The following is a 24,286-nucleotide window of genomic DNA, read 5'->3' on the forward strand; positions in this document are numbered from 1 at the left end:
GGTGTGTGCCTCTGCGAGCGGGTCAGGCCACGGGGATCCCCAGACCGGGGGCCGTCCGCTGCATCCGGAGGGCGTCCACGGACTCGGCGAGCAGTTCGTACTCGGTGGTGTCGTCGCTGGTGGCGATGCGCACCAGCCGTCCGGCCGCCAACTCCTCGGCGACCCGCTCCTGGTAGCCGGGGTCGGCACACCAGGCGCGCAGCTGTGTGGGCACGTCGGGCACGGTGTCGGCGACCGGCACGAGCGCGCCCGGCGGTAAGTGCTCGGCGTCGGGCTGGGGGTCGAGGCGCTGGGCGATCCAGGAGGCGCGGTCGCGCAGCCACCACAGGGCGAGGGCGAGGGTGGGCGCCCGGTAGGTCCCCAGGGGGACCCCGATGCGGCGGCCGTCGCAGACCCCGTACGCAGTGACGTGACACAGGAACTCGTCGTGCACGTGACCTCCCCCGTTGCCCTGCCCGCCCGCCGGACTAGCCTCCGCGGCTCGCGTGCTGTGCGTGAGGGCGCCGTCGCTCGATGTGAAAACGCTCTCGCAGGTCAGTATGTTCACTGCTGAAACACTGTCACCACGACTTTCCGGCCACTCTCCTGGCATATTCACACCCCGAGTTGGCCGAAACCCGGCAGGCTGCCCCAGAGGGCATGACTCCGGAGGTAATCGACGGTCCCGCCGGGCGCGGGCAGGGTGGTGCGTACCGGGTCCGCCGCGAGCGGTGATCCGGGCCCTGACCAGCAGGCACGACCTTTCCGGAGGCTGATCTCCCATGTCCGCACCCGCCCAGCGCTACGAGAACGCCGTCGCCCGCTACTTCGAGGCCTGGAACGCCGAAAGCCCGTCGGCGCGAGAGAAAGCGGTCGCTGCCGCGTGGACCGAGGACGGCGGCTACACCGACCCTCTCGCCGACGTCCGGGGCCACGAGCAGATCGCCGGGTTGATCGCGGCGGTCCGCGAGCAGTTCCCGGGGTTGGTGTTCCGGCTCGCCGGGGCCGTCGACGGGCACCACGACACCGCCCGCTTCTCGTGGGAGCTGGTCAGCGAGACCGAGGGCTCGGCGCCCGTCGCGGGCTCGGATGTGATCACGCTGGACGGGCAGGGCCGGATCAGGGCCGTGCTCGGATTTCTGGACCGGGTCCCCGCCGGGGCCTGAGGCCGGCGATGAGTTCTCGGGTGTCCGGCGGTCTGATGTGTGAGAGGCCGCCGAGCACCGGAGGACGCCATGGCCACGACCGCAGATCTGGACGCGGAGTTCACCGCGGTCCTGCGCAAGAGCCCCGCCGAGGGCGGCTGGACCTACCTGGTCTGGCCCCGGTCCGTCGAGTTCTTCGGCACCCGCGGCCTGGTCAAGGTCCGCGGGACGATCGACGGGCACCCGTTCCGCAGCTCCTTCATGGCGCTGGGCGACGGCACGCACAAGCTGCCCGTGAAGGCCGGCGTCCGCAAGGCCATCGGCAAGGAGGAGGGCGACACGGTGACCGTGCGCCTGGAGGAGCGGATCAGCTCCTAGACGGCTCGGCCGGGGGCGGTGGCCGCCCCCGGCCGAGGAGACGGCTACTGCTTGACGATCGCGTCGATCCGGGCCAGCTCGTCCGCGTCGAAGTCCAGGTTGCGGATGGCGCCGACGCTGTCCTCGATCTGCTGCGCGCTGCTCGCGCCGACCAGCGCGGAGGTGACCCGGCCGCCGCGCAGCACCCAGGCCAGCGCCAGCTGGGCCAGGGTCTGGCCGCGCGACTTGGCGATGTCGTTCAGGTCGCGCAGCCGTCCCACCAGTTCCTCGGTGAGCGCGTCGGAGTTCAGGAACGGGCTGTCGCTCGCCGCCCGGGAGCCCTCCGGGATGCCGTCCAGGTAGCGGGCGGAGAGCATGCCCTGCTCCAGCGGGGAGAAGACGATGGAGCCGACCTGGAGCTCGTCGAGGGCGTCCAGCAGGCCCTGGTCCTCGGGGCGGCGGTCCAGCATCGAGTAGCGCGGCTGGTGGATGAGGAGCGGGGTGCCCAGCTCGCCCAGGATGCGGGCGGCCTCGCGGGTCTGCTCGGCGGAGTAGTTGGAGACACCGACGTACAGCGCCTTGCCCTGCTGCACCGCCGAGTGCAGGGCGCCCATCGTCTCCTCCAGCGGAGTGTCCGGGTCGGGGCGGTGCGAGTAGAAGATGTCGACGTGGTCCAGGCCCATCCGCGTGAGGCTCTGGTCCAGCGAGGACAGCACGTACTTGCGCGAGCCCCACTCACCGTACGGGCCGGGCCACATCAGGTAGCCGGCCTTGGTGGAGATGACCAGCTCGTCGCGGTACGCCGCGAAGTCCGACTTCAGGAACCCTCCCAGCGCGGACTCGGCGGAGCCGGGGGGCGGGCCGTAGTTGTTGGCGAGGTCGAAGTGGGTGACGCCGAGATCGAAGGCGCGGCGCAGAATGGCGCGCTGGGTCTCGACGGGCCGGTCCGGGCCGAAGTTGTGCCACAGGCCGAGGGAGAGCGCGGGGAGCTTCAGGCCGCTGCGTCCGGTGCGCCGGTAGGGCATGTCCGCGTAGCGGTCGGGGTGTGCGGTGTACAACGCGACTCCAGAGGGGTTGGCTGGCGCGGTCGGATGAAACCGGTGTCCACTCTGGCGTGACCTGCGCCCATGCGTCCAACAGAAGAATCCGATGGAATTCAGCGGCTACGCTTCTCAGTCATGGAACTGCGCCACTTGCAGCATTTCGTCGCGGTCGCCGAGGACCAGCACTTCACCCGGGCGGCGGAACGCCTCCTGGTCTCCCAGTCGGGCCTGTCCGCCTCGATCCGGGCGCTGGAGCGGGAGCTGCAGACGCCGCTGTTCGTGCGGACGACCCGCCGGGTCACGCTGACCCCGGCCGGTCGGGCGCTGCTGTGTGAGGCGGAGCGGATCCTGGCACAGGTGCGGACGGCCCACGAGGCGGTGGCGGCGGTCCAGGGCGTGCTGCGCGGCATGCTCGCGCTCGGCAGCGAGCAGTGCATCGCCGGGGTGCATGTGGCGGGGCTGCTCGCCGCGTTCCGGCATCGTCACCCGGACGTGGAGATCTGCCTGCGGCAGGCCGGGTCGGGCGCCCTCGCCGAGGATGTCGCGGCGGGCCGGCTCGACCTGGCGTTCGTCGTGCGCACGCAGGAGGACGGCGACCAGTTGCGGTCGGTGTCGCTGACCAGCGAGCCGATGACGCTGCTGTGCCACTCCAGTCACCGGCTCGCCGCCGCCGGTGCGGCCGTCACGCCGGAGGAGCTGGGCAGGGAGGTGTTCGTCGACTTCCACCCGGACTGGGGGCCGCGCCGCAGCACCGACACGGTGTTCGCCGCCGCGGGCGTACGGCGGACCGTGGCCCTGGAGGTGAACGACGTGCACACCCTGCTGGACCTGGTCGACGAGAATCTCGGCGTGGCCGTGGTGCCGCGGCACTTCGCGCACAAGCGCGCTTCCCTGACGGCGCTGCCCGTCAAGGGCACGGGCGAGGCGGTGTACGAGACGGTGGCCCTGCTGCCGCCCCCGGGGGCCACCAGTCCGGCGGCCCGTGCGCTGATGGGGCTGCTGGAGGTCACCAGCGCGTGAGCGGGGGCGCACGCCGCGCGGCGATGCGCGATGGTGGAGCCATGCATGCGAAGGACATCCTCATCGACGGCTACGACCGCATCCGCGAAGAAGTCCACGCCACCGTCGAGGGTCTGGGGCCCGACGAACTGGCCGCCCGCCCCTCCCCCGACGCCAACTCCGTCGCCTGGCTCGTCTGGCACCTCACCCGGGTCCAGGACGACCACCTCGCCGACGCCTTCGGCCTGGAGCAGGTGTGGCTCTCCCAGGAGTGGGACAAGCGCTTCGGTCTTGGCCTGCCCCGCCACGACACGGGCTACGGCCACAGCCCCGCCAAGGTCGCCAAGGTCCGGGTCGACTCGGGCGAGATGCTGACCGGCTACTACGACGCGGTGCACGACCAGAGCCGCACCGCCCTGCGCGGCCTTGCCGCCAAGGACCTGGAGCGGGTCGTCGACGAGCGCTGGGACCCGCCGGTCACCCTGGGGGTCCGGCTGGTCAGCGTCCTGTCCGACGATCTCCAGCACATCGGACAGGCCGCCTACCTGCGGGGGCTCCTTCAGAGCGCGGCTTCGTAGCCGGGCAGCACGACGTCCCGGATGAGGGCGTTCCGCTCGTCGAAGGGGAGGAACGCGCTCTTCAGGGCGTTCACCGTGACCGTGCGCAGATCCTCGACGCCCCAGCCCGCCTGCTCGACCAGCAGGGACATCTCGCGGGTCATCGTCGTGCCCGAGACCAGCCGGTTGTCGGTGTTGAGGGTGACGCGGAAGCCGAGGTCCTTCAGCGCGGTGATCGGGTGCTCGGCGATGGAGGTCGCGGCGCCGGTCTGGAGGTTGGAGGTCGGGCACATCTCCAGGGCGATGCGCCGGTCGCGCACCCAGCCGGCGAGCCGGCCGAGCTTGCCCGCCGCGAGGTCGGGGATGTCGTCCGTGATCCGCACGCCGTGCCCGATGCGCTGGGCGCCGCACACCTGGAGGGCCTGGTGGATGCTGGGCAGGCCGTGCGCCTCCCCGGCATGGATGGTGAACGGCACGTTCTCACGGCGCAGGTGCTCGAAGGCCTCGAGGTGGTCGGCGGGCGGGAAGCCGTCCTCGGCTCCGGCGATGTCGAAGCCGACGACACCGGCGTCCCGGAACGCCACGGCCAGGTCGGCGGCCTCGCGCACCCGGTCGAACATCCGCATTCCGCACAGCAGGGTGCCCACCCGCACGGGTGTGCCCGCGGCGGCCGCCTTGGCCATGCCCGCCGCGAGGCCCTCCTGGACGGTCTCCACGACCTCGGCCAGGGTCAGCCCGCCGTTGGTGTTCAGCTCGGGGGCGTAGCGCACCTCGCCGTAGACGACACCGTCTTCGGCGAGGTCGAGGACATACTCCTCGGCCGTGCGCAGCAGGCCCTCACGGGTCTGCATCACGGCGAGGGTGTGCTCGAAGGTGGCTATGTAGCGCACCAGGTCGCCGGAGTTGGCGGCCTCGTAGTACCAGGCGGCGAGCTCGTCGGGGTCGGTGGTGGGCAGGGTGTGGCCGACCGCGTCCGCGAGCTCCACGACGGTGGCGGGGCGCAGACCACCGTCGAGGTGGTCGTGCAGCACGGCCTTCGGGAGACGGCGGATCACTTCGGCATCTACGCGCGTAGCAGTCATGGGTGGGACTTTCCTTGTGCGGGCGGTTCGGAGCGAGGGAGAGGTCAGCCGGCGGGCTGGAGGAGATCCCAGCGGTTGCCGTACAGGTCCTGGAAGACCGCGACGACGCCGTACGGCTCGTGCCGCGGCTCCTCCAGGAAGGTGACGCCCGCGGCGGTCATCCGGGCGTGGTCGCGGGCGAAGTCGTCGGTGTGCAGGAAGAACCCGACCCGCCCTCCGGCCTGGTCCCCGACCCGGGCGGCCTGGGCCTCCCCCTTCGCCCGGGCGAGCAGCAGGCCGCTGCCCGGGGCGCCGGGTTCGACGACGACCCAGCGGGACCCGTCGGGCCGGGGCGCGTCTTCGGCGAGCCGGAATCCGAGGGCCTCGGTGTAGAAGCGGATCGCCTCGTCGTAGTCGTCGACGACGAGGGTGACCAGGGCGATACGACTCATCGGGACCTCTCGGAGCGTGCGGTTGACGGGAGAGGTTATACGTAAAACTCCCGGGGTGCCAACTACCTTCCCGGCTTCTTCGAAGTCCTAGGTCTTCGGCCTACGCCCCCGGCCCGAGGCGGTACCCACCGCAAGCCCGCTAGCGTCCCACTCATGAAGATCACCGAGCCACCTCGCACCCCCGCCCAGCGCAAGGCGGACCTGCTGGTCCGGCTGGAGCGGGAAAGGGACATCTGGGTCGCCACGGCCGACGCCGAAGGGGTGCCGTGTCTGGTTCCGCTGTGGTTCGTGTGGCACGACCAGGCCGTATGGCTGTGCACCCTGCTGACCAACCCCACCGGCCGTAACCTGCGGGACGGCCGGCGGGCCCGGCTGGCCCTCGGGGACACCCGGGACGTCGTCCTCGTCGACGGCGAGGCGGAGACCTTCACGTGCGCCGAGGTGCCGCCCGCAGCGGCCGAGGCGTTCCGCGCGAAGACCGGCTGGGATCCGCGCGAGGACCACGCGTCGTACGCGTTCTTCCGGGTGGGGCCGCGTGCGGTGCAGGCGTGGTGCGAGCAGCACGAGCTGCCCCGCAGGCATCTCATGCGGGACGGGGTCTGGGCGCTCTAGCCGGTCGCCCCGGCCCTCTGCCGCGGTGCGCCCAGCCGGTCCAGTTCCTCGTCGGTGAGGCGGATCGCGCCCGCCGCCACGTTCTCGGCGAGGTGGTCGGGGTTGCCGGTGCCGGGGATGGCGAGGACGTGCGCCCCCTGGTGCAGCGTCCAGGCGAGACGGATCTGTGCGGGGCTCGACCCATGGGCGCGGGCCACGGCTGGCACCTCCTCGTCGTGGGCGGTGGTGGCACCCTGCTCCCCGCCCTCGCCGGCGACGGCGTAGAACGGCACGAAGGCGATGCCCTGTTCGCCGCAGATCCGCAGCAGTTCGTCGGTCGCTGGGTCGGGACGGTCGAGGGCGTACCGGTTCTGCACGCACACCACGGGCGCGATGGCCTGCGCCTCGGCGAGGTGGCGGGGCTCGACATTGGAGACCCCCAGGTGCCGGATCAGGCCCGCCTCCCGGAGCTGCGCGAGGGCCCCGAAGTGCTCGGCGATCGAGTCGTACTTCGGCATCCGGCGCAGGTTGACGACGTCCAGGTGGTCGCGGCCGAGCTGGCGCAGGTTCTCCTCGACGTGGCCGCGCAGATCCTCGGGACGGGCCGAGGTGCCCCACTCCCCGTCGTGCGTCCGGTACGGGCCCACCTTGGTGACGATGACCAGGTCGTCCGGGTAGGGCCCCAGCGCGGTGTTGATGAGCTCGTTCGCGGAGCGCAGCGACGAGAAGTAGAAGGCGGCCGTGTCGATGTGGTTCACGCCGAGGTCGATCGCCTTGCGCAGGACGGCGATCGACCGGGCGCGGTCGCTCGGTGTGCCGTGATGGAAGGCGGCGCTGCCCGTCAGCCGCATCGCGCCGTAGCCGAGGCGGTGGACGGGCAGGTCGCCGAGTTTCCAGGTGCCCGCGGCGTCCGCGGTGATCGTCTGTGAGCTCATCGGCGGAGTCTCACACACGTCGCACGGACGGATGCGGCCACTTTACGGATACGTGTACGAGTTGAGCGTGGTCACGGCGGAGGCCGGGTTGCCGCGGTCGTAGTGGTCCACGGCGAGGAAGTTGGGCTTCTTGCGGGCGGCCGGCTGGCAGAACCGCCGGGCGCGGTCGGCGAGTTTGCTGTTGTCGGTCGTGGCCGTGGAGGTGATGCCGGCGTCGCGGAAGTGGTTCATGACGAACAGCGGGCGGAAGCCGGGTTCGGTGCGGGTCAGCGGGAGGTTCGTGCCGGAGTCGTACCAGCGGCTGTAGCAGGACCAGTCGGAGGAGCCTATGCCGGAACCCATGGACCAGTAGTTCTCGACGGTCCATTCACGCTGGTACATGACGCCGAAGCTGTCCCGGGTCAGGCCCGCCGCCTGGTCGGCGGAGCGGCTGTGGTCGGTGAAGATCAGCAGCCGGTCGCCGGCGGCGGCCAGGTCCGCCATCTTCGGCCAGCCGTTCTGCCGTACGCCGGTGCGGTCGGGTCGGTACAGCACGTCCGACAGGCCGTTGACGCGGGCGAGTTCCGCGCGCAGGACGCCCGGGTCGACGTAGTCCTCGAGGAAGACAGTGACGAACTGGTCGGGGTGGGCCTTGAGGAAGTCCACCATGCGCTGGAGGTCGACCCAGAGGGCGACCGGCCTGCTGACGAGGGTGCAGCTGTTGTGGCAGAGGATGGCGCCGTCGGGGGTCTGGTGGATGTCGAGCATGAATCCGCGGACGCCGTCGGCGAGTTGCCGCTCGATACCGCGGGTCTGGTTGGGCACGAGATTGACGAAGGGCGGGGCGAAGCCGCCGTCGACACCGTTGGCGTACGCGTTGTGCGAGGTGAGGAACGTGACCTGGTCCAGGGTCCGTTGATCCTGCGGCGGCATGGGGCCGGTCGCGGGGTCCACGGGGGTGAGGTACCAGGCGGCGAGGTCGCCTGCCCCACCGACCGCCAGCCGGGCAGGATAGTTGGCGTTGGACGGCTTGGGGGCGACCGTGAGGTGACGCGTGGTGCCCGGGGCCTTGAGGGTGTAGCGGTCGGTGCCGGCCGGAGCGATCTCCCAGGCGGCGTCGGCGCTCGTACAGGCGACGGCCGCGGCCTGGTCGCCGTTGCGGCCGAGGCAGTTGCCCGGTGTGTCGGTGTTCTCCAGGAGGTGGGCCGACCCGTTCGGCCGCAGCCGCCACTGCTGGCGGTCCTCGTTGCCGCGGGGTCTGTGCTGCTCGACCGCTCCGCCGCTGTCGGCCGCGTTGAGCCCGGTCGTGGCGCTCTGGACGTAGTACGTGCCCGGGGCCGGAACGGCGGCGGCAGCGGCGGGCGGCGGGGCCACGACCGCGGCGGCCAGCGCGGCGGTCGTGGCGAGCAGGGCGTGGGGGGTGCGCAGACGCATGAGGGATGCCCTTCGTCGGACTGATCAGGACCGATCGAGCCGATCAGATGGAGGCTGATCAGGTGCATGACATCCCGTATGACACCACGCCCTGGGGTCCGGCGTCAGCAGTAGAGGTTGCCGCCGGGTGACGTCCCGAGGATCTGCGTGAACCGCTGGTAGTTGTTGACGCGGCTCTGCACCTGCGCCGGGTTCTTGCCGTCGCACTCCAGGGAGCCGTTGATGCTGCGGATGGTCTGGCCGAAGCCGGCGCTGTTCACCATGGCGTTGTGCGGGGTCATGGTGCCGGGGCCGGTCTGGGTGTTCCAGTACCACAGGGCCGTCTTCCAGGCGACGGCCGAGTCGTTCTGGACCAGCCAGGGGTTGTTCAGCAGATCGATGCCGAGCGCGTCGCCCGCGGCCTTGTAGTTGAAGTTCCAGCTCAGCTGGATGGGGCCGCGCCCGTAGTAGGCGGCCTGGCCGGCCGGGCAGCCGTAGGGCCGGCTCCAGTCGCAGTAGTGCGGGTAGTTGGCCTGGTTCTGCTCCACCACGTGCACCAGGCCGCCGGTCTCATGGCTGACGTTGGCGAGGAAGGCCGCGGCCTCCTGCTTCTTCACCGTGTCGCTGCCGGTGTTGGCGAAGCCGGGGTAGGCGCTCAGGGCCGCGGTGAGGCCGCTGTAGGTGTAGAAGGAATTCCGGTTCGGGAACATCTGGTTGAACTGCGCCTCGGTGACGACGAAGCGCGCGTTGGGCGTGCCCGGCCCGCTGTCGCAGGCGTACGGCTCCCAGTACCAGGTGCTGATGACCGGGTCGTAGCCCGGGTTGGCGTGCTCGGCGATGTACGCCTTGCCGTCGGTGTAGCGGACGATGTCGCCGGCGTTGTACGACTTGCCGGCCGTCCAGTTCGGGTAGCTGGAACACGCGGCGGCGGACGCGGTGGAGGCCGGCAGGAACACCGGCGCGGCACCCGCGAGGGCGAGCGTGGCCAGGACTGCGGAGATGCGGCGTCTCGACACGGGATCAACTCCTTTGCGGAGCACGGCCGCACCCTGACGAGGGAAGGGCGAAGCTGACCCTTGACCGCGCGCACCGGTGGACCGGTCACGGCGTGGGGGCGGCCGTGGTGGGGGGTTGTGGAGGCACACTCAACCGCGTTGGTCTGTACCAGTCAAGGGTGTAGACCAGTCATCCGCGTCGCGGCTGTCGAGGGCTCACACGGGGGCCGACTCCGTCAGCGCCGCCGCGAGTCGGTCCAGCAGGGACCGCAGCAGTTCGTCGTCGCCGTCGCCGAGCGTGGGCCGGCCGGTGCGGACCGCTCGGTCGACGCGCTGCCAGTACTCGCGGCCGCGCGGGGTGAGGTGGGCGAGGACGCGGCGGCGGTCGAACGGGTCGACCCGGCGGTGCAGGAGGTTCTGGTCGACGAGCTGGTCGACCAGCTTGGTCAGCGTCGGAGGCGGCAGGAAGGCGGCCTCCGCGATCGCCGCCATGTGGCGCCCCTCGCCGTCGGACAGCAGGGCCAGCACCCGCCACGCGTCGAGGGAGCAGCCCTCCTCCTCCAGAACGGCCCGCAGCCGCCCCGCCGCGAGCCGCTCGGCCCGCGTCAGCAACTGCACCAGGTCGTCGGGGCGACGCGGGGGTGGGGTGGGCATGCCGCTCCTAGGGCCTGTCGTTTGGATCATGTCGGTGTCGCGGGGCGTGGCACGCACCACGCCCCGCTCGGGTCGGTGAAAGGCGCAGTCTCTCTCAGCCGACCTGGTCCAGACGACAGACCCCAGCTCAGAGGTGCGTCCATGGTAAGAGACGTACTGGAGTTCGCACGGCGGAGCCGGGATCATGACGCCATGTTCCGGCACGACCTCACCGCGCCCGAGTGGTTCACGGCCGACGGCTCCGTGCTCGGCGTGGCTCTCGTGTTTCCCCTGCGGGGGCCGGCCGGGATCTTCGGGCCGACGTGCGAGCTGTGCGCGCGGCTGGCCGCCGAGGAGGTCAACCGGGACGGCGGCGTGCTCGGCAGGGAGCTGCGGCTGGTGCCGGTCGACGGCTCGGGCCCGCCGCACGAGGTCGCCGGACAGGTAGCGGCGCTGGTCGACCTGGGCGTCGTGCAGGGCGTCACCGGCTGGCACATCTCCTCGGTGCGCCAGGCGCTGGCGCCGAGGATCGCGCACCGCGTCCCGTACGTGTACACGGCGCTGTACGAGGGCGGGGAGGACACGGCGGGCGTGTTCCTGACGAGCGAGACCCCGCGCGATCAACTGCGGCCCGCGATGGACCTGCTGGCGCACGAACGCGGGGTGCGGCGGTGGTTCGTCGTCGGGAACGACTATGTGTGGCCGCGGCGTACGGCACGGGCTGCCCGGGCGTACGCCCGCGCGTCCGGCGGGTGTGTCGCCGGTGAGGCCTATCTCCCGCTCGGCACCGACGACTTCGAGCCGGTACTGCGTCGCGTCGAGCGCGCGGACGCCGACGGGGTGCTGATGCTGCTCGTCGGCAGCGACGCGGTGCGCTTCAACCGGGCGTTCGCGGCGTACGGGCTGCACGCGCGCTGTCTGCGGCTGAGCACGCTGATGGACGAGAACATGCTGCTGGCGAGCGGCCCGGCGGCCACCGAGGACCTCTACAGCACGGCCGGCTTCTTCGCCTCGCTTGCCAACCGGGACACGCTCGACTTCCACGGGCGGTACGCCACCCGCTACGGCGTCGAGGCACCCGCCCTCGGCAGCCTCGGCGAGTCCTGCTACGAGGGCGTGCTGTTGCTGGCAGCGCTGCTGAGGAGGGCCGGGACACTGGACGTGTCGGCGATCGGCGCGGCGGCGGACGCGGTGTCGTACGAGGGCCCGCGCGGACTGCTGCACCTGCGGGACGGTCATGTGCGCCAGCGCATCTATCTGGCCCGTGCGGACGGGCTCGACTTCGATGTGCTCACGGAGCTGGAGCCGCGCGGCTCGCGTCCCTGACCGGACCGTCCGGTCAGCTCCGGGCGAGCGCTGTCCTGCGGCGGTCGAGGAACGCGCGTTCCGCCGGGTTCCGCGCGAGTTCGAGGGCCGCCTCGTACGCCGCTACGGCCTCGGTGTTCCGGCCCAGGCGCCGCAACAGGTCGGCGCGGACGGCGTGCAGGACGTGGTAGCCGTCGAGGTCCAGGGCGTCCACGAGGGCGAGGGCAGGCCCGGGGCCCTCGGTCTCGGCGACGGCGACGGCCCGGTTCAGGGCCACGACCGGGCTCGGGGCCAGGATCATGAGCTGGTCGTAGAGCTGCCGGATCTGGGCCCAGTCGGTGGCGTCCGCGGTCGGTGCGTCGCTGTGCACGGCCTGGATGGCGGCCTGGACCTGGTAGCGCCCGGGCTGGTTGCGGCGCAGGCAGCGACGGACGAGTGTCTGCCCCTCGGTGATCAGGTCCCTGTCCCAGCCGGCCCGGTCCTGCTCGGGCAGCGGCACCAGTTCGCCCTGGTCGTTCTCGCGGGCGTCGCGGCGTGCCTCGATCAGGAGCATCAGCGCGAGCAGGCCGGTCGCCTCGGCTTCGTCCGGCATCAGCCCGGACAGGAGACGGCCGAGCCGCAGGGCTTCGGCGCACAGGCCGGGTGAGCCCTCGTAGCCCTGGTTGAAGATCAGGTAGACGACGGCCAGGACCCCGCCGAGCCGGTCGGGCAGGTCGGCGTCGCGGGGCACCCGGTACGGGATCCCGGCGTCGCGGATCTTCGCCTTGGCGCGGACCAGCCGCTGGGCCATCGTCGGCTCCGGTACCAGGAAGGCACGGGCGATCTGCGCGGTGGTGAGCCCGCCGAGCAGCCGCAGGGTCAGGGCGACCCGGGCCTGAAGGGAGAGTGCGGGGTGGCAGCACGTGAAGATCAGACGGAGCCGGTCGTCGCGCACGGGTCCCTCCTCGGGCGGTGTGTCGGAGGCGTGCAGCAGGACGGCCTCGGCGTGCCGGGCCTGTCTCGACGACTCGCGGCGCAGCCGGTCGACGGCCCGGTTCCGGGCCGTGGTGATGATCCACCCGGCGGGGCTCGGCGGGACGCCGGTCTCCGGCCAGCACCGCACGGCCGTGGTGAAGGCGTCCTGGACCGCTTCCTCGGCGAGGTCGATGTCACCGAGGAAGCGGACCAGGACGGCGACCGCGCGACCGTACTCCGCGCGGAAGACCGCCTCGACGTCCACGTCCATCAGTCGGCGTCCCCCATGAAGGGGCGCACCTCGATCGGCAGTGTGGTGGCGAGAGCGGCCTTGCGCCCCCACTCCAGGGCGGCGTCCAGGTCGGGCGCCCGGAGGAGGCAGATGCCGCCGAGCATCTCCTTGCCCTCGGCGTACGGGCCGTCGGTGATCAGGACGTCGCCGTCACGGGGGCGCAGCACGGTGGAGGACTCCGGGCCGTGCAGCCCGCCGGCGAAGACCCAGGCGCCCGCCTCGCGCAACTCCTGGTGGAAGGCGTCGAGGTTCCTGCCGATCTCCGCGAGGACCTCGGGGGCGGGCGGATCGCCGACCGGCTGCATCACACCGAGCAGGTAGTACTTCATGACGGCCTCCATGGGCGTTCGGGTGTGTGGGTGTCGGGGTGTCCTTGCACCTCCTACACGAACGACACGCCCCCGGATCGACACCCCGCGCCGCGCGACCGGGAGAATTTCTCCCATGACCACCACACCCCATCCCCTCGTCACCCGCGCACAGCGACTGGCGCGCGATCTCCTCGTCCCGCATGCCGAGCGGGTCGACCAGGAGGGTGTGCCGGCGAGCCACATCACGGCCGTGAAGCGGTCGGGGCTGCTCGGGGTGGGCGCGCCGGAGGCGTACGGCGGGGCGGACGCGCCCGTCGGCGTGGCGCGGGAGACCGCGGAGATCCTGGCCGGGGCGTGCTGCTCCACCTGGTTCGTGCAGACACAGCACCACACCCCGGTGAAGCTGATCGCCACCTACGACTCGCCCGTCCGCGAGAAGTTCCTGCGTCCGCTGGCGACCGGCGAGGTGATGGCCGGTATCGCGTTCGCCCATGTCCGTGCCTTTCCCCGCGTCCCCGTGCGGGCGGTGCCCGAGCGGGGCGGCTGGCGGTTCGAGGGAACGGTGCCCTGGTTCACCGGCTGGGGCCTGAACGACGTGATGCTGCTGGCCGGTGTGACGGATGCGGCCGAGGTGGTGTTCGTCCTCACCGAGGCACGCGAGCAGCCGGGGCTGTCCGCGTCGGCGCCCATGCGGCTCGCGGCCCTCACCGCCGCCCGTACGGTCTCTCTGGAACTGGACGGCCTGTGGGTGCCGGACGAGGCCGTCGTACTGCGTGTGCCGCAGCAGGAGTTCGCCCTGGTCGATCTGCCGAGGGCCGCCAACGCCAGTCCGGCCGTCTTCGGGGTGGGGTACGCGGCGCTGGACCTGGTGGCGGACACCCCGGACGGCCAGGAGACGGCCCGGTCGCTGCGGGCCCGGCTCGACGAGGTCCGGCGGGAGGCCTACACGCTGGCCGACCACCCGGTCCCCCACGAGTGCGTCCCGGAACGCCTGGCCGTCAAGACGCGCGCGTACGACCTCATGCGCGCGGCGACGACCGCGGCGGTCGTGGCCGGGGGCGGCCGGTCCATGGCCCTGGACAGCCGGGCGCAGCGGCTGGCCCGCGAGGGGATGTTCCTGCTGGTGCAGGGTCAGACGGCCGAGGCACGCCGGAGGCACCTCGGGACGCTGGCGTCCGGCCGGCCGAGCTGAGGCAGGAGCGGCCTGCCGGTCGGACTTCCGGTCGGGGACGGCGACTTGCCGCAGAACTCCGCCTCGAACACAGCGACGTGGAACGCCCCGTCCTGGAGCCGCCCTTCCCGGCCAGATCCCGCAGTGCGGTTCGCGTCGCCTCGTGGCCGTGCTCGGAGTGTGCGACGGTGCGGATGACGCCTGAGTCTGCTCCCAGGGCTGATCTTTGGAGAGCCGGAGCCGTCAGCCCGCCACGGCCCGCAGCGGGGTGCGTCCGAGCAGCGCGGCCGTCGGCACGCGCGCACAGTTCGGCTCAGGCTGCCGCGCGACGGGAAGCGCTGGCACAGGCGTCGTCGTCCGGCGGAACCACCACGAGGAAGGCGTCCGACTCCAGGTCCATCACGACGGTGGCGGGCTCACCCTCGGCGCGGCGGCGTGCCGCGTACTCCTCCGCCGGCCACGATCCGCGCGGGGCTCCCGCCGGGAACCGCTCCAACACCTTCGCGCTGATCGCCGTAGCCATGTCCACTGCCCTCCGCTGTCCCGCGCCGCCCGCCGGGCGACATCGATCGGTCACTGCCGTATCCCTCCGGTTGCCCGCGATCCGCCCGGACATGTACCGCCCGGTAGGAGTCCACACCCCCGTACAACCTCTACACATAAAGGAAAAATAAGAGCAGAATGTGCTTACGCGGCGCTTACCGCATACCCCACCAGACGCGGTTGCCCTGTAAGACGAAGGAGACGAGTCATGGCCAACGTCTCGCCCACCAGAGGTGACATCACCAGCCACCCTGATGCCTCCGAGATGCGGGATCGGTACGCCCGCATGCTCGGCGGACGCGATGTGGCGCTCGTGGACGGCCCGGTGTTCCTGCTGGGTCTGTACTGCGCGGCCTCCCCGTGGATAGTCCACTACACGACCAGCCAGCCGCCGCTCGTGACGCACAACCTGATCATGGGGATCGCGATCGGCCTGCTGGCGCTCGGGTTCACTCGTGCTCCGGAGCGTATGTACGGGCTGAGCTGGGCCATGTGCGCCCTCGGGGTGTGGATGATCATCTCGCCGTGGATCGTCGGCGAGAGCCCGGACGCCGGGGTCGTGTGGAACAACATCATCATCGGTGCACTGGCCGTTCTCCTGGGCCTGGTGTGCGCCGGCACGGCGGCGAAGGCCTCACCGAAGCCGTAGTCCCCGCCGGGAGTGAAACGACGGCCGGTCCGGGCTCCCGGACCGGCCCTTTCGCGTCCACACCCACGACGTGAGCGGCCACGCGGCGCGGGAGCCGGAGTGTCCCGGCCGCCAGGGGGCAGACGCACTGCAGCGGGGGTCCTGAGGAGGAGGGGCGGAGATGGAAGTCGACGGCATCATCAGTGCCATCGTGATCGGCATCGTCATCGGCGTCCTGGGCCGGCTCGTGGTCCCGGGCCGTCAGCGCATCGGAGTTCTGTGGACGATCGTCGTCGGCATCATCGCCGCGCTGATCGGCTCCGCACTCGCCGGCGCGTTCGGCGTGGCCGACACCAAGGGTGTCGACTGGGTCGAATGGCTCATCCAGATCGGCCTCGCCGCGCTCGGCGTCGCCGCGCTGGACCGTTCGAAGGCAGGCCGCTGACGGCGTAGCGAGCGACGGCGTATCGACAGTACGTGCGCGACACCAGGAGTCACACCAGGAAGTCACCTGGCACCCGGTGTGCCGCGGCCCGGCACACCGGAGCCGGAGACCCGGACCGGGACCCGGCCGGTACTCCCCCGGCGTCAACGGCCCGCTGCCCGCAGCGCGGCGAGCCCCTCGCCGCTGGACGCGTAGCGCGGAGTCCAGCCCAGTTCGTGTTCCGCCTTGGCGCAGGACATCCGCAGCCGCGACGCCATCACGGTGTGCGCGTACGACATGGGCCTCATCAGCCACAGCGGTACGGTCATCGGCTTCGGCAGTCCGAACGCTTCGGCCACGCTCTCGATGTGGGCGCGGAAACCGAGCGGCGTCCGGTCCGCGATGTTGTACGCCTGCCCCGGCCTGCCGCGCTCCACGGCGGCGGCCACCGCGCGGGCGGCGTCGGTGAGCTCCACCCACGGCAGCACCCGGTCGCGGTCGCCGGGCATCGGCAGTTGCCTCCTGCGCAGCAGCGGCAGCAGGTTGTCGGTGCCGCCGGGGCCGTAGAACACACCGAAGCGGAGCGCGATGCCCTCCAGTGCCTCCGACTCGAAGGTGAGCCGCTCCTTGGTCCGCATGGCGGCGATGTGCCGCTCCAGGCTCGGTGTCCTGCCGAGGGGGCCGAAGGGGTCGTCCTCGGTGAGCGGGCGGTCGCCGTGATCCCCGTAGCCGTAGCCGAAGACCATCGACTCCGCGACGAAGCGGCGGGCACCGGTGACGCGGGCGGCCTCGACGAGGTGGGCCGTGCCCTGGGTGCGCAGCGCGTCGGTGGCGTCCATGTCACGGTCCCGCATGGGGGGCTTGCGCAGGGCGGTCGCGGCGTGGATCACGGTGTCGAAGTGGTGTCCGTCGACGGCGCGCAGCAGCGCGTCCCGGTCCATGAGGTCGGCGCGGACACCGTTGTCCCGGCCCCGGCCGAGTCCGGTGACCTTGTGGCCCGCCTCGGTGAGCGCGTGGGTGATGTGCCGGCCGAGGACACCGCTCGCGCCGGCGAGGAGGATGCTCTGGTTCTTCTGGTTCGTCGTCATGACCATGCGACGGATCGGACGAGCGTGGATGTGACATCCCCACGGCGGCCCGACGGCGGCCTGGCGACGCGACGTCCGGTGGGGCCGTACGCCCCGCCCGCCGTACAGTTCTGTTGATCATTCCGTCACGAGGAAGGCCCGGCACCATGGTCGTGAAGGACACGGAACTGCCTCACCTGCGCCGCTGCGTGGAGCTCGCGGCCGAGGCACTGGCCGCCGGGGACGAACCGTTCGGTTCCGTTCTGGTGGGGAGGGACGGCACGGTTCTCGCCGAGGACCGCAACCGCGTGGCCTCGGGCGACCGCACCCGGCATCCCGAGTTCGAGCTGGCCCGCTGGTCGGCCGCCCGTCTCACGCCCGAGGAGCGGGCGGCGGCCACGGTCTACACCTCCGGCGAGCACTGCCCGATGTGCGCGGCGGCGCACGCCTGGGTGGGTCTGGGACGCATCGCCTACGTCGCCTCGTCCGAGCAACTCGTGTACTGGCTGAGCGAGTTGGGCGTCCCCGCTCCGCCAGTGCGGCCACTCCCCGTGCGCGAGGTAGCACCCGGTGTGATCGTGGACGGTCCGGTACCCGAACTGACGGAGCGGATCCGGGATTTGCACGTGCGGTTCCATCGCGGGCGCGGCTGATCCGCCCCTGGATTCCCCAGTGGATTCCCCCGGCCCGCCCGAGGTGCAGGGCCGCATGGGCGAATCTACGATCGAATTCAACTGGACCAGGCGTCACGCCCCGGACTCCCCGACGAGGGGAGGCGCATAGCGAGCACTGCCCGATGTGCGCGGCGGCGCACTCCGAGCGCTTCCCGCTGCGGCTGAAGGGCTGAACGGCCATGACGACGCACAACGACGACGTGGACTGGGATCGCTGGCCTGTCGCGGACTACCTCGCGGAGAACTACCGCGAGGTGCATCCCTCGGACGCGGCGATCATCGCGCACCACAGCGTCTTCTACCGGCGCTTCCCGCCCGGTGCCATCGACCGCTCGGTGGAATTCGGGGCGGGCCCGAATCTCTATCCGCTGATCCTCGCGTCCGCCGCGTGCCGCAGGATCGACGCCGTGGAGGCGGGGGCGAGCAGCGTCGCCTACCTCCAGGAGCAGATCTGTCATCGCCTCGACGCGAGCTGGCTGCCCTTCCACGCGCTATGCCGGGAGCTCAACCCCGGCGTGCCGGCGACCCTGGCCGGGGCCCTGGCCCCGGTGAACGTCGTGCACGCCGACGTCCGGACCCTGCCATCGGGCTTCTACGAACTCGCCTCCATGCACTTCGTCGCCGAGGGGGCCACGGAGGACTTCGCCGAGTTCGCCGACTTCTGCCGCACCTTCGTCCGCACGGTCACGCCCGGCGGTCACCTGGTCGCCGCCTTTTGGGAGAACCTGCCGACCCATCGCATCGGCCCGGCGTCCCGCTGGCCGGGCTGCCCCGTGAACCCGACGACGGTCACGGAGGTCTTCACCCCTCTGACCCACGACCTGGACGTCACCCACATCGACACCGCCCGCACCCTGCCGGACCACGGCGACTCCGGAATGGTGCTGCTCACGGGGGTGGCGGAGCCGCTCTGACACCATCGGACGCCGAACATCGACGCCCACGTCGGCCTCGACCACGCGCACAGTGCACCGCCGCCCACGACATCCGCCGTCCGGCGCCCCTATGCGCCGCCGACGGCGCCGACGCTGCCGATGCCACCCGCAGGACCGGCCCCCTCTGGTGCGGGGCCCGGCGGGCCCGGGGCGTCGCCGCTCCCGGGCCCGCTAGCACCGTGTCGCCACGGGGCGGCGCCGCGGGCACCACACAGCCCTCGGGCCCCACAGCGGCGCCGCATTCCGCCGTCCGCGGGAACCGCAAGCGCTTGGCGGCTTCGCCCCGGAGCACCACGACGTGCCACCACGCGGCGAAGCCGCCAGGATGTCCCGGCTCCCGGGCCTGAACGGTTCGGTGTCGCCTGCCACCGAACGGCGGGGCCGCAAGGATGCCGCCGTTTCCGGGCACGGGAGCGGGATCGCGTACCGCCGCGCGGCGAGCCGCCAGGGCTCCGCCGCGTCAGCCTCGCTGCGAGCCGTCCGCCGCCGGGCGGAACCGTCGGCGCAGCACCACTCCCCCGAGCACCAGCGCCGCGCTCGCCGCGACGGCCGGCAGGGTGTGGTCCGAGCCTGTGTGGGCGAGGGCACCCGTGGCCTGCGGCACGGAGTGCGGGGCAGGGGCGGGGTCGGGGGCGGGGTGCGCCCGGGGCGGGACGGACGGCTTCGGGGCCTCCGGCTTCGGTGGGTGGTGGGGGCGGACCGGCCGGCCGCCGGGGGTGTTCGAGGACTCGTTGCCGGTCGCCGCGTTGCCGATGCCGACCACGTTCACGCTGTTGCCGGTGACGTTGACCGGAACATCGACAGGCAGCTGTACGCCGTTGCCGGAGACCACACCCGGTGAATCCTTTCCGCTGCTCTCGGCGACCGCACCGCCGGGCTTGCCCGGCCGGCCCGCCCGCCCGTCGCCCTTGTTCTCGCAGCTGTTGCCCGCGGCGGGGTTCAGGACCCCCACCACGTTCACCGTGTTCCCGCACACGTTCGCCGGGACATGCACCGGCAGCTGAACGGTGTTGCCGGAGACCACCCCGGGCGAACCGGCCGCCGATCCGTCCGCCGCGGAGTCCGCGTACGCGGGGACCGCCACGGCCATCGCGCCCGAGGCGGCGGCGACGGCGATCACACCGTTTCGGGTAACCCGTCTCATAGGTTCCCTGCCTTCCAGACATCGTCGCGGGCACTCACCCGCACGGGATAGAACGCGGGGCGCACGATCCGAGTTATGGCTTATCGGCCTTTCACTCCATCGAGCGGCCCGGTTGTCGAACTAGCGGTAAAGCCCTTCGTATGCGGCACGGAGCAGCCCGTCCCGAGGAACTCCGAGCCGCCGCACCCGCCCGGAGGCGGCGCTTCCGGGGCCCGCTTATGGTGGGCGAGGGCGCCGGTTCCCGGTCCGCTGTGGGGCGCCCCTGGAGGCATTGATGCTGGCCAAGCTGTCCACGCACCTCTCGATCCGGCGCTGCGCGGTCACGGGCGTGGCCGGGCTGGCCCTGCTGGGCGCGACCCTGCCGGCGGCCGACGACCCGCCACCCGGTCTGACGCGCTTCTACGACCAGAAGGTCAAGTGGTCGGCGTGCCAGGGCGTGGACATGCCCAAGGACCTGCAGTGCGGCAAGGTCACCGTCCCGCTCGACTACGCCAGGCCCGAGCAGGGCACTCTCGATCTCGCCGTGGCCCGCTACCGGGCCACGGGCAAGTCCCGGGGCTCGGTACTGCTGAACTTCGGCGGCCCGGGCGTCCCTGGCGTGACCCAACTCGCCCTCGGCGGCAAACACTTCATGGGCCTGACGAACGGCTACGACGTCGTCGGTTTCGACCCCCGCGGCGTCGGCCGCTCCGCACCGGTGAGCTGCGGGAACGCCTCCACCGGCGCACTGGACGCGACAGACGGCAACGCCGAGGCCGCCGATCCGCAGGCCGTGCTCGAGAAACTGCGCGCGGCGGCGGCCGAGTGCGCCGAACACTCGGGACCCGTCCTGCGCCACATGGGCACGGTGAACGCCGCCCGTGACCTGGACGTCATGCGCGACGCGCTCGGCGACGACAAGCTCAACTACCTGGGCTTCTCGTACGGCAGCCGGCTCGGGGCGGTGTACTCGGCCCGGTTCCCCGAGAAGGTCGGCAGGGTGGCACTGGACGGCGTGGACACGCTGACCGAGCCGTTGTCCGAGCAGGGCATGGTGAGCGCCCGGGGACTGCAGACCGCGCTGGAGAACTTCCTGACCTGGTGCACGGAGGACATCGCCTGCCCCTTCGGGCAGGATCCGCGTAAGGCCAGAGAAAGCGTCGTACAGGTGGTCCGGTCACTCGACGAGGACCCGGTGCCGACGGACTTCGGCGAGGCGTTCTCCGGCCAGGACTTCGCGGGCGCGCTCACGCAGGGCCTCTACAGCCGGGAGCTGTGGCCCTTGCTGCAGCGGGCCGTCGCCCAGCTGCTCGAGGAGGGCGACACGCGCGGCCTGGAGGCCTTCGTGTCCGGAGGTGTCACACTCCCGGCGCTGCGGGGCGAGCACCGCGGACTCGTCGACCCTGAGGACGTGCCCATGGACAACCTGCCGGCGGCGCTGATGGCGGTCAACTGCGCGGACGATCCCGACCGCCCCGCCGCCGCGCAGGTCACCAAGGACCTCGGCCGGCTGCGCGCCCGGTACGAGCAGGCGTCACCTGTCTTCGGCCGGTACCGGCTCACCCAGGTGCTGCTGTGCTACGGCCGCCCCAAGGGCACCGACTTCATCCGCGACGAGGTCAAAGACGTCGACGCGCCGAGGATGCTGCTCGTCGGAACCCGGGGCGACCCCGCCACGCCGTACCGCTGGACGGTGGAGACGGCCGAGCGGCTCGGCTCGTCCGCCGTGGTGCTCGACAACCGGGGCGAGGGCCACACCGGCTACGGGTCCTCCAAGTGCGTGCACGGCAAGGTCGACGCCTTCCTGCTGTACGGCACCCTCCCGCCGGACGGCAGCTCCTGCGGCTCCGACCACGACACCGAGTGAGTCGCCGCTCCGTCACTCGAACCGGCGAACCGATTGCCCCAAATGCCCCGATCACGAATCGGCTCTATCGTGCTGTCATGGAGCACGTTCTGAGTCCCGCGACCCTTGCCGAGCTGCGGCGCCCGCGCCCTTACCCCGCGGTCTCCGTGCTGACGCCGACCCACCGGCGCGAGCCCTACAACGCCCAGGACCAGGTCCGGCTGCGCAATGCCGTGGCCGAGGCCAAGAGGCAACTGGAGGTCGTTCCCGCCGTCACCCGGGAACGCCGGGCCGAGGTCGCCCGGCACCTCGACCGGGCCCTGTCCGAGGTCGATCTCACGCACGCCGAGGACGGCCTGGTGATCTTCGCGGCCCCCGGCGAGCACCAGGTGTGGTCGCTCGCCCGGTCCGTACCGGAACGCGTGGTGCTCTCGGACACCTTCCTCACCCGGAACCTGGTCTCCGCCCAGACGGCCGGGCGGCCGTTCTGGGTGCTGTCACTCGCAGCGGACCGCGTCACGCTGTGGAACGGCGGTGCCGACCGGGTCGCCGCGGCGCGCGTCGGCGGCTTCCCCCTGACCAGGCGCGTGGAGAACTTCGACCCGGAACGGCTACAACGGATCGGCGACACGCCGAGCGCCTTCCGGGAGGAACGCACCCGGCAGTTCCTGCGCGAGGCCGACACCGCGATGAGCGCCGTTCTGCGCGACCACCCGCGACGGCTGTACGTCACCGGCGAGCCGGCCGCCCTCTCCCTGATCGACGAGGCCGGCACCACCGCCAGGGGCGCGGTGCACGTTCCGCGCGGCGGCCTCGCCCACGGGACCCCCGACACCGTGTGGCAGGCCATGCGGCCGGTGATCGAGGCGGAGGCCCGCCGGAGCACGGACGCCGTGAGCCGCGCCCTCGAAACGGCCCGCGGACGACGGGAGTTCGCCGCGGGAGTCGACGAACTGTGGCAGAGCGCCCGGGACGGCCGCGTCCGGCTGCTGGCCGTCGAGGAGAACTACCGCGTGACGGTCCGCGACGCCGGCGACCATCTGATCCTCACCGAGAGCGACGACCTCGACTCCCGCGAGGACATCGTGGACGAGATCGTCGAGCAGTGCCTGGAGACGGGTGCCGACGTCCGCTTCGTACCGGACGGCGCGCTCGGTGAGGCGGACGGCATCGCCGGGGTGCTGCGGTACTGAAGAGATCGAACACACGGCCGTCGAACACGCGCGACACCAGGGCGCGACGTTACCCACGGGTCGCCAAATACCCTGTGTAACCTACGACTTGGGCATCCGTGCGGCGCACTTCGCGCCTACCTCGGAGTAACTCCGCGAGACTGTGGCATATGCCAGAAGCACCACCGTATCGTGTGTCGCCGAATCCCTTACAGGGCGTCGCGGGCTGTGCGACAGTCGTAACGGTCCCTCCGTCCGCCCTGGTCGTACCGTCCCCGCATCGGAGTGCGTCATGCCGTCCCACCTCTCCGCGGACCGCCCAGCCGCCCAGCCGCCCGGACGCGGCTCGGTCGACGCGCTCATATCGCAGACGCGGCGGCTCAAGGGCGACATGGACGCGGTGCGGCGCGACGCCGAGGGGGACGGATCGGACCACCCGCGGGGCCGCTGGCAGCGCGCCCTGTACGACCTGGCTCTGCACCAGCTCAACGACCTCGACGAGCATCTCGCCCAGCTGCGGGACGGCCCGCCGCCCGCGGCGGCCCCCCTGGACCCGGGCGCGCCCCCGCAGGGCTCGCTGCTCAGCAGGGTCGGCAGCGCCGAGTGGAACCTGCTGACGGACGAGGCCAGTTGGTCCGGGGAGCTCTACCAGATTCTGGGCCGCGACCCCGAGGCTCCACCGCTCACCCTCGACGAGATGCCGTCCCTGGTCCTCGACGAGGACCGGCCGAAGCTGACGGCGATGGTCACGAACTGCCTCGTCGACGCCCGGCCCATCGACGGCGAGTTCCGCATCGCACGCCGGGACGGCGACGTCCGCACCGTGCACATGATGGGCGAACCGGTGCTCGACACTGACGGCAGCACCGCCTCGATGTGGGCCGTGCTGCGCGACGTCAGCGAACTGCGCCGCAGCCAGCGGGTGGTCAGCGAGACCCGTGACTCGCTCCGCCACCAGGGGCATGCCGCGCGGACCGAACACCGGCTCGCGGTCGAGTCGCAGGAGGCCGTGCCGCCGCCGTGGCGTGGCTCCCTGCGACTCCCGCACCGGAGCCCAGGAGCCCTCGACCTCGCCGCCCACCACCTGCCGGCGTCCACGCACACGCTGATCGGCGGCGACTGGTACGACGCGCTCGAAATCACCGACGGTGAAACACTCCTGAGCGTCGGCGACCTCACCGGACACGGAGTCGATGTCACCTCGAACATGACCATGCTGCTCGGCGCCGTACGCGGCATGGCGATGGCCGGCGCCCCGCCGGGACAACTGATGGCCTGGCTCAACCAGTTACTCGACGCCACCGTGCAACCCGCCCTCGGCAGCGCCGTCTGCTGCCGCTACCGGCCCGGGACCCGCACCCTGGTGTGGGCGCAGGCCGGGCACCCCGCCCCGCTGCTGTTCCGCGGCGGGACGGGGCATGTGCTGAACACACCGGACGGCGTCCTGCTCGGCGCCACCTCGGGCGCCGTCTACGGGCAGGCCGAAGAGACCCTCGAGGTGGGCGACCTGCTGCTCCTGCACACCGACGGGCTGGTACCCGGGCACACCGGAGGGGCGGCCGTGAACCTCCTCCTGGAGCTGGCCCCGCGCCTGGCAGGGAACCGCACCGCGGAGGACTGCATAGCGACGGTCGTCCAGGAGTTCGGCGAGAGCGCGCGCGAGGACAACGCCTGTGTGCTCGTCGCCAAGGTCACGTCATAG

Annotated in this window: 27 protein-coding genes; 14 read left to right on the forward strand and 13 right to left on the reverse strand. The window is 71.8% G+C overall.

The features are described 5' to 3' along the window. Positions 1-22: 22 nt before the first annotated feature. Positions 23-433: a hypothetical protein gene (locus tag ACIBK5_RS00430; RefSeq protein WP_382488502.1), complete on the reverse strand. Its 411-nt coding sequence runs from the start codon at positions 431-433 to the stop codon at positions 23-25. A 328-nt stretch (positions 434-761) separates the two neighbouring features. On the opposite strand from ACIBK5_RS00430, the gene ACIBK5_RS00435 reads away from it, so the two are divergent. After that, positions 762-1,145 (forward strand): nuclear transport factor 2 family protein, encoded by a 384-nt coding sequence (locus tag ACIBK5_RS00435; RefSeq protein WP_399014626.1) that lies wholly within the window; start codon positions 762-764, stop codon positions 1,143-1,145. 69 nt (positions 1,146-1,214) lie between these two features. After that, on the forward strand, positions 1,215-1,502 hold the full coding sequence (locus ACIBK5_RS00440) for a DUF1905 domain-containing protein (protein WP_399014628.1): 288 nt from the start codon (positions 1,215-1,217) through the stop codon (positions 1,500-1,502). A gap of 44 nt (positions 1,503-1,546) precedes the next feature. Here ACIBK5_RS00440 and mgrA read toward each other — a convergent pair whose 3' ends face one another. Further along, positions 1,547-2,539: an L-glyceraldehyde 3-phosphate reductase gene (gene mgrA / locus ACIBK5_RS00445; RefSeq protein WP_399014630.1), complete on the reverse strand. Its 993-nt coding sequence runs from the start codon at positions 2,537-2,539 to the stop codon at positions 1,547-1,549. A 120-nt stretch (positions 2,540-2,659) separates the two neighbouring features. Between mgrA and ACIBK5_RS00450 the strand changes: the two genes are divergently transcribed. Next, on the forward strand, positions 2,660-3,544 hold the full coding sequence (locus ACIBK5_RS00450; RefSeq protein ID WP_399014632.1) for a LysR substrate-binding domain-containing protein: 885 nt from the start codon (positions 2,660-2,662) through the stop codon (positions 3,542-3,544). Between the two features lie 41 nt (positions 3,545-3,585). Continuing rightward, the gene (locus tag ACIBK5_RS00455) at positions 3,586-4,101 is read left to right on the forward strand and encodes a DUF664 domain-containing protein (RefSeq protein ID WP_399014635.1); all 516 of its coding nucleotides are present in this window, start codon (positions 3,586-3,588) and stop codon (positions 4,099-4,101) included. Here the strand turns inward: ACIBK5_RS00455 and ACIBK5_RS00460 are convergent. Further along, positions 4,083-5,162, reverse strand: a complete 1,080-nt coding sequence (locus ACIBK5_RS00460) for an adenosine deaminase (protein WP_399014637.1) — start codon at positions 5,160-5,162, stop codon at positions 4,083-4,085. The genes ACIBK5_RS00455 and ACIBK5_RS00460 overlap by 19 nt on opposite strands. A 44-nt stretch (positions 5,163-5,206) precedes the next feature. Next, positions 5,207-5,593: a VOC family protein gene (locus ACIBK5_RS00465; protein WP_399014639.1), complete on the reverse strand. Its 387-nt coding sequence runs from the start codon at positions 5,591-5,593 to the stop codon at positions 5,207-5,209. Positions 5,594-5,746: 153 nt separating this feature from the next. Here ACIBK5_RS00465 and ACIBK5_RS00470 point away from each other — a divergent pair, with 153 nt between their 5' ends. Beyond that, positions 5,747-6,205 (forward strand): pyridoxamine 5'-phosphate oxidase family protein, encoded by a 459-nt coding sequence (locus tag ACIBK5_RS00470; RefSeq protein WP_399014640.1) that lies wholly within the window; start codon positions 5,747-5,749, stop codon positions 6,203-6,205. On the opposite strand, the gene ACIBK5_RS00475 is transcribed toward ACIBK5_RS00470, so the two are convergent. The 4 genes from ACIBK5_RS00475 to ACIBK5_RS00490 all read right to left on the reverse strand — a co-directional run bounded on the left by ACIBK5_RS00475 (position 6,202) and on the right by ACIBK5_RS00490 (position 10,160). Continuing rightward, the gene (locus tag ACIBK5_RS00475; protein ID WP_399014643.1) at positions 6,202-7,119 is read right to left on the reverse strand and encodes an oxidoreductase; all 918 of its coding nucleotides are present in this window, start codon (positions 7,117-7,119) and stop codon (positions 6,202-6,204) included. The genes ACIBK5_RS00470 and ACIBK5_RS00475 overlap by 4 nt on opposite strands. A 42-nt stretch (positions 7,120-7,161) precedes the next feature. After that, positions 7,162-8,526 carry a phospholipase gene (locus ACIBK5_RS00480; protein ID WP_399016165.1) on the reverse strand — a complete coding sequence of 455 codons (1,365 nt, stop codon included), beginning with the start codon at positions 8,524-8,526 and terminating at the stop codon, positions 7,162-7,164. A gap of 110 nt (positions 8,527-8,636) precedes the next feature. Further along, positions 8,637-9,527 (reverse strand): glycoside hydrolase family 19 protein, encoded by an 891-nt coding sequence (locus tag ACIBK5_RS00485; RefSeq protein WP_399014645.1) that lies wholly within the window; start codon positions 9,525-9,527, stop codon positions 8,637-8,639. Positions 9,528-9,722: 195 nt separating this feature from the next. Then, entirely contained in the window at positions 9,723-10,160 is a 438-nt protein-coding gene (locus ACIBK5_RS00490; protein WP_399014647.1) for a MarR family winged helix-turn-helix transcriptional regulator, read from the reverse strand. Positions 10,161-10,352: 192 nt separating this feature from the next. Between ACIBK5_RS00490 and ACIBK5_RS00495 the strand changes: the two genes are divergently transcribed. Next, on the forward strand, positions 10,353-11,465 hold the full coding sequence (locus ACIBK5_RS00495; RefSeq protein ID WP_399014649.1) for a substrate-binding domain-containing protein: 1,113 nt from the start codon (positions 10,353-10,355) through the stop codon (positions 11,463-11,465). Between the two features lie 13 nt (positions 11,466-11,478). Here ACIBK5_RS00495 and ACIBK5_RS00500 read toward each other — a convergent pair whose 3' ends face one another. Both ACIBK5_RS00500 and ACIBK5_RS00505 read right to left on the reverse strand, forming a co-directional pair. Next, positions 11,479-12,669, reverse strand: a complete 1,191-nt coding sequence (locus ACIBK5_RS00500) for an RNA polymerase sigma factor (protein WP_399014651.1) — start codon at positions 12,667-12,669, stop codon at positions 11,479-11,481. Then, positions 12,669-13,019 (reverse strand): YciI family protein, encoded by a 351-nt coding sequence (locus ACIBK5_RS00505; protein WP_399014653.1) that lies wholly within the window; start codon positions 13,017-13,019, stop codon positions 12,669-12,671. Before ACIBK5_RS00505 ends, ACIBK5_RS00500 begins: the two co-directional genes overlap by 1 nt. Positions 13,020-13,134: 115 nt before the next feature. Here ACIBK5_RS00505 and ACIBK5_RS00510 point away from each other — a divergent pair, with 115 nt between their 5' ends. Further along, positions 13,135-14,193: an acyl-CoA dehydrogenase family protein gene (locus ACIBK5_RS00510; RefSeq protein WP_399014655.1), complete on the forward strand. Its 1,059-nt coding sequence runs from the start codon at positions 13,135-13,137 to the stop codon at positions 14,191-14,193. Between the two features lie 292 nt (positions 14,194-14,485). On the opposite strand, the gene ACIBK5_RS00515 is transcribed toward ACIBK5_RS00510, so the two are convergent. Then, positions 14,486-14,695, reverse strand: a complete 210-nt coding sequence (locus ACIBK5_RS00515; protein WP_399014657.1) for a hypothetical protein — start codon at positions 14,693-14,695, stop codon at positions 14,486-14,488. Positions 14,696-14,923: 228 nt separating this feature from the next. On the opposite strand from ACIBK5_RS00515, the gene ACIBK5_RS00520 reads away from it, so the two are divergent. Both ACIBK5_RS00520 and ACIBK5_RS00525 read left to right on the forward strand, forming a co-directional pair. Continuing rightward, positions 14,924-15,364 (forward strand): SPW repeat protein, encoded by a 441-nt coding sequence (locus tag ACIBK5_RS00520; protein WP_184595907.1) that lies wholly within the window; start codon positions 14,924-14,926, stop codon positions 15,362-15,364. Between the two features lie 160 nt (positions 15,365-15,524). After that, entirely contained in the window at positions 15,525-15,788 is a 264-nt protein-coding gene (locus tag ACIBK5_RS00525; RefSeq protein WP_399014659.1) for a GlsB/YeaQ/YmgE family stress response membrane protein, read from the forward strand. Positions 15,789-15,931: 143 nt separating this feature from the next. Here the strand turns inward: ACIBK5_RS00525 and ACIBK5_RS00530 are convergent, their stop codons facing one another. Further along, positions 15,932-16,855, reverse strand: coding sequence for an NAD-dependent epimerase/dehydratase family protein (locus ACIBK5_RS00530; RefSeq protein WP_399016167.1), 924 nt, complete (start codon positions 16,853-16,855; stop codon positions 15,932-15,934). A 146-nt stretch (positions 16,856-17,001) separates the two neighbouring features. On the opposite strand from ACIBK5_RS00530, the gene ACIBK5_RS00535 reads away from it, so the two are divergent. Both ACIBK5_RS00535 and ACIBK5_RS00540 read left to right on the forward strand, forming a co-directional pair. Then, positions 17,002-17,487: a nucleoside deaminase gene (locus ACIBK5_RS00535; RefSeq protein ID WP_399014661.1), complete on the forward strand. Its 486-nt coding sequence runs from the start codon at positions 17,002-17,004 to the stop codon at positions 17,485-17,487. Between the two features lie 200 nt (positions 17,488-17,687). Continuing rightward, positions 17,688-18,422 carry a class I SAM-dependent methyltransferase gene (locus tag ACIBK5_RS00540; protein ID WP_399014663.1) on the forward strand — a complete coding sequence of 245 codons (735 nt, stop codon included), beginning with the start codon at positions 17,688-17,690 and terminating at the stop codon, positions 18,420-18,422. A gap of 481 nt (positions 18,423-18,903) precedes the next feature. On the opposite strand, the gene ACIBK5_RS00545 is transcribed toward ACIBK5_RS00540, so the two are convergent. Beyond that, positions 18,904-19,587 carry a chaplin gene (locus tag ACIBK5_RS00545; protein WP_399014665.1) on the reverse strand — a complete coding sequence of 228 codons (684 nt, stop codon included), beginning with the start codon at positions 19,585-19,587 and terminating at the stop codon, positions 18,904-18,906. A gap of 274 nt (positions 19,588-19,861) precedes the next feature. On the opposite strand from ACIBK5_RS00545, the gene ACIBK5_RS00550 reads away from it, so the two are divergent. The 3 genes from ACIBK5_RS00550 (at position 19,862) to ACIBK5_RS00560 (ending at position 24,286) form a co-directional block, all read left to right on the forward strand. Next, positions 19,862-21,433, forward strand: a complete 1,572-nt coding sequence (locus tag ACIBK5_RS00550) for an alpha/beta hydrolase (RefSeq protein WP_399014666.1) — start codon at positions 19,862-19,864, stop codon at positions 21,431-21,433. Between the two features lie 77 nt (positions 21,434-21,510). Beyond that, entirely contained in the window at positions 21,511-22,605 is a 1,095-nt protein-coding gene (locus ACIBK5_RS00555; RefSeq protein ID WP_399014668.1) for a chemotaxis protein, read from the forward strand. A gap of 271 nt (positions 22,606-22,876) precedes the next feature. Continuing rightward, positions 22,877-24,286: a PP2C family protein-serine/threonine phosphatase gene (locus ACIBK5_RS00560; protein WP_399014670.1), complete on the forward strand. Its 1,410-nt coding sequence runs from the start codon at positions 22,877-22,879 to the stop codon at positions 24,284-24,286.

The sequence above is a fragment of the Streptomyces sp. NPDC050546 genome, from assembly GCF_044457425.1.
Taxonomy (GTDB): Bacteria; Actinomycetota; Actinomycetes; order Streptomycetales; family Streptomycetaceae; genus Streptomyces.